General features: G+C 63.5%; 5 protein-coding genes and 1 pseudogene. 3 read left to right on the top strand and 3 right to left on the bottom strand.

The genetic code is table 11. The annotated features are described in order from the left end of the window. Together ACILQR_RS15765 and ACILQR_RS15760 are read right to left on the bottom strand one after the other, a co-directional pair. Nucleotides 1-301, bottom strand: a 301-nt coding sequence (locus ACILQR_RS15765) for a transposase (protein ID WP_395652329.1), incomplete at its 3' end; no start/stop codon positions are given. A 159-nt stretch (nucleotides 302-460) separates the two neighbouring features. Next, on the bottom strand, nucleotides 461-883 hold the full coding sequence (locus tag ACILQR_RS15760; protein ID WP_395652328.1) for a hypothetical protein: 423 nt from the start codon (nucleotides 881-883) through the stop codon (nucleotides 461-463). 102 nt (nucleotides 884-985) lie between these two features. On the opposite strand from ACILQR_RS15760, the gene ACILQR_RS15755 reads away from it, so the two are divergent. From ACILQR_RS15755 to ACILQR_RS15745, 3 genes are all read left to right on the top strand, one after another. After that, nucleotides 986-1,723, top strand: coding sequence for a helix-turn-helix domain-containing protein (locus ACILQR_RS15755; RefSeq protein ID WP_395652327.1), 738 nt, complete (start codon nucleotides 986-988; stop codon nucleotides 1,721-1,723). Between the two features lie 96 nt (nucleotides 1,724-1,819). Further along, complete coding sequence (gene hemN, locus ACILQR_RS15750; RefSeq protein ID WP_395652326.1) at nucleotides 1,820-3,214, top strand: oxygen-independent coproporphyrinogen III oxidase; 1,395 nt, start codon at nucleotides 1,820-1,822, stop codon at nucleotides 3,212-3,214. A 103-nt stretch (nucleotides 3,215-3,317) separates the two neighbouring features. Further along, nucleotides 3,318-3,983, top strand: coding sequence for an OmpW family protein (locus tag ACILQR_RS15745; protein ID WP_395652325.1), 666 nt, complete (start codon nucleotides 3,318-3,320; stop codon nucleotides 3,981-3,983). A 46-nt stretch (nucleotides 3,984-4,029) separates the two neighbouring features. On the opposite strand, the pseudogene ACILQR_RS15740 reads toward ACILQR_RS15745, so the two are convergent. Then, a pseudogene (locus ACILQR_RS15740) lies at nucleotides 4,030-4,186 on the bottom strand (5-aminolevulinate synthase); the annotation flags it as partial.

Raw genomic sequence — 4,186 nt, 5'->3', positions numbered from 1 at the left:
CCTCGCCTTCGTCATCGACGGCCCGCCACAGAAACATCCGCTTGCCGGCGATGTTGCAGACGACCTCGTCCAGGTGCCAGCGCGGCGACGGCGGCCACCGCCTCTTTTTCAAACGCCGGGCGATGAGAGGTCCAAACTTGATCGTCCAACAGCGGATGGTCTCATAGCTGACGTCCACGCCGCGGGCCGCCATCAGTTCCTCGACGTCCCGAAAACTGAGACTGAAACGGAAGTAGAGCCAGACCGCTTGGCGGATCACATCGGCTGGAAAGCGGTGACGTTTGAACGAGATCGGTATCACGGAATGTCATCCCCATCAGCGGCTTAGCCGTCCTCTGTGGAGACAAGTTAGTGTTAGACTGACAGCACCGATGGGACAGCTTCCCGGGGCATGACGATCTCCTTTGATGGAGGGTCTGTGCGGGAAACGAGGCGCGGACGCTTTGAGGGAGATCAAATCTTAGAAGACGCTGTGGAGCTCGATGACGCCGACCGCCAGGACGGCTGCGATCGTATCGGCGGGCGTCGTGAGACGGCGAACGGTGCGCAAGGTTTCGCATCCCTGCAAGCGAGCCAGCTGGAACGCCTCATACACAAGGGCATCGGCAATCGGCAGCGGGTTCATCAGGTCAAAGGCCACGAGCCGGAGAATCTCAAGGCTGGGGCCTGCCCCCGGCACGGCGAGAATGCGATACAACATCAGGCCGCAAACTCGCCCCGTAGAGTTTCGAGCGAGAAGCCCTCCACCCTGGATGGCATCTCTGGAAAGGGCCCTGAGCTCTTCGCGCCACGTCGCCTCGTCGAACGGCGCGTGACCCAACCGAGCCAGAACGAGTCCATCGTCAAACTCATTCGGCTCAAGGGGCTTTACGACAATGGCCATCTGCCGATTATTGGCCCAGACTCATGTCACCGCATTGATCTCGCTCAAACACCAAGGCCTTAGGCATTCGCCTACCCGTTCGACGACAAGGAGGACCTGAGCATGCTGGAGCTGAAGGCCCTTCCCGCCGACTGCGCCGACCGTCGGCGTAGCAATGCCTGCGACACCTGTGGTGCCCGCCCTCTGAGCGTCTGCGCCAGCATCGACGATGCCGATCTCAGCCGTCTCGATGCTCTGGCCGAGCATATGGCGTTGAACGTCGGAGACACCCTGATCCGCGCCGACGAACCGGCACGGCACGTGTTCAACATCACCTCGGGTTCGGTGCGGGTATACAGGCTGTTGTCCGATGGCCGCCGCCAGATCACCGGCTTCCTGTTTGCCGGCGACTTTCTGGGCCTGGCCACAGGTGAGACCTATGTGTTCTCGGCCGAGGCGATCGAGCCGGTGACCGCCTGCCGGTTTCGCAAGACAGATTACCGCGCGCTGATCCGTGAGACACCGACGCTGGAGGCGGCCCTGCTTGAAAGAGCCAATCATGAGCTCGCGGCGGCGCAGAACCAGATGCTGTTGCTGGGTCGCAAGACGGCCCTCGAACGCGTTTCAACCTTCCTGCTGGAAATGCCGGCCCATGACCCTGCCAGACCGGGTCCGGCGGGCCGCGTTCACCTTCCGATGACGCGCGCCGAAATCGCGGACTATCTCGGATTGACGATCGAGACCGTCAGTCGGGTCTTCACCCGGTTGAAGACCCAGGGCGTGATCCGGCTGGTATCGCTGACCGAGGCGCGCATCGAACAACCGGACCTGCTTCGCGCCCTGGCTGACGGAGACGCCTGACAGGCGCGGATTGACCAAGGTCAAAGACGACCCATGTCGGCGACGTTAGTCGCGACATGATGTCGGTCGCGGGGATCGGCGCTACGGAGCCCGACCATGACCCTGGCGAACGCCGCATGTGCCCAGACCCAACGCCATCTTCGGTCCGCCGCCCTGATCGAACGCTACGACGCCAACCTGCCACGCTACACCAGCTACCCCACAGCGGCCCAGTTCAACGCCCAGACAGGGCCCGCCGACTGGGCGGACTGGCTCGCCCAGGCTGCTGCCGATGAGCCTGCCTCGCTCTATGTCCACATTCCCTTTTGCCGGACGCTCTGCTGGTATTGCGCCTGCAATACGCGCGCAGTGAACCGGGCGGAGACTATACGCAGCTACATTGATCTGCTTCTCGCCGAGGCGGGTCTGGGGGCGGCGGCGCTGGGTCGACGTCAACGGGTGTCTCGTCTGCATCTGGGCGGAGGTACGCCGAATATGGTGGCCCCCGATGATCTGGATCGGCTCTTCAACGGCCTGCGTGAAACCTTCGACCTGGCTGACCACGGTGAGATCGCTGCCGAACTCGATCCCTCAAGCCTGACCCGAAACTGGGTCCGCGCCGCTGCCCGAAACGGCCTGAACCGCGCCAGCCTTGGGGTGCAGGATCTGTCGCCAAGTGTACAACGGGCGATCAATCGTATCGAACCTTTTGAAACGGTCGTCCGCGCCGCCGACTGGCTGTGGGACGCAGGCGTGGGTTCGCTCAACCTCGACCTTATGTACGGGCTTCCGCTGCAGACGCGGGACGACCTGCTGGCCACCCTGGACCAGGTGACGACCCTGAGGCCCGCGCGCATCGCCCTGTTCGGTTACGCCCATGTGCCGTGGATGAAGCCCCACCAGAAACTCATCAACGACGCTGACCTTCCGGGCCCCGCCGAGCGGTTCGCCCAGAGCCAGGCTGCCGCGACCTACCTGATCGATGCAGGGTATCAAGCCGTGGGCCTCGATCATTTCGCCTTGCCGGCCGACAGCCTGGCGATGGCCGCGCGAACGGGTCGGCTGCATCGGAACTTTCAGGGCTATACGGACGACGACGCCTCGACGCTCATCGGGCTTGGTGCCTCGTCGATTGGACGCACGGCGCAGGGCTATGTTCAGAACCATGCCGTCGAGCGGGACTGGCGTGCAGCAGTGGCAGCCGGGACGCTTCCGGTCACGCGGGGATTGGCTCTGACGTCCGATGATCGGCGACGCGCCGAGGTAATCGAGCGGCTGATGTGCGATTTCTCAGTCAGTCTTCCCGAGATCGAACGTATCCATGGCCCGGCTCCAGACAGGTTCTCCGCCGCCCTGGCCAGGTTGGTGCCGCTGCTCGATGATGGCTTGGTGGTCTGCGATGACAGCCAGATTTCGGTGACCGAACTGGGCCGGCCGTTCGTGCGTCTGGTCTGTGCCGCCTTCGATACATCTCTGGTGCCGATCACCGGGAGACATGGTCGGATGATCTGAGGTTTGCGATGGATCAAGGCGTCCGTTGGCATGCGAGATCACACCGTGCCCGACGCCTCCAACCGGACGCATTCCGCGACCGGACCGCGTCGTGGAACTCAAGATGCGCTCGCATAACTCTCTCAGGATCGCCGCCCTCGGGGGCGGCATCGCCCTCGCCGTCCTGGCTGCTGAGCCAGCTTCCGCACAAGACTGGCAAGCCGCCCACAAGGGCGACTGGATCGTGACGGGCCGGATCACCGATATAGCCTCCGGTGCCGACGACGCCATCACCACCGCCGCCGGAGCCGGTACAGGCCTGCACGTGGATGTCGGCTATGATGTCATGCCGACCCTCGGCTTCACTTATTTCCTGACCGACAATATCTCCGTCGAGGCGATCCTGGGCGCAACTCAACACGAGATCCGGGCCCAAGGCGGTACGACGGATGTCGCGGTTCACGAGACCTGGGTGCTGCCGCCCGTCGTCACGCTCCAGTATCGACCAGCCCCCGAAGCACGTGTCAGTCCCTATGTCGGTGCAGGGCTCAACTACATGCTGTTCTTCAGCGGTGAGGACAAGAACGGCTTCGACGTGAGTCTGGACGACGGCGTCGGCTATGCTTTGCAGGCGGGCGCGGACATCGCCGTGTCGGGCCCATGGACCGTCAACCTCGACGTCAAGAAGGTCTGGTTCAACACCGACGCCAGCATCAATGGCGGCACGCTGAAGAGCGACGTGAACCTTGATCCCTGGGTCGTCTCCCTCGGTATCGGCCGCAAGTTCTGATCGCATTCGCGACGGCCGTCTCGGACGGCCGTCGTTGCTTCCGCCGTCACGCGGCCGCCGGCATCCGGGCGATGTGGCAGTGGGTCCAGAGCTTGTCCATGGCGCTGACCAGGGCGTCCATCATGCCGTCGTCGTGGTTTGGCGAGGGCGTGAAGCGCAGGCGTTCGGTGCCCTTGGGCACCGTCGGATAGTTGATCGGCTGG

This window comes from Brevundimonas sp., from assembly GCF_044239655.1.
Taxonomy (GTDB): Bacteria; Pseudomonadota; Alphaproteobacteria; order Caulobacterales; family Caulobacteraceae; genus Brevundimonas.
This window is presented reverse-complemented; position numbering and strand designations above follow the sequence as displayed.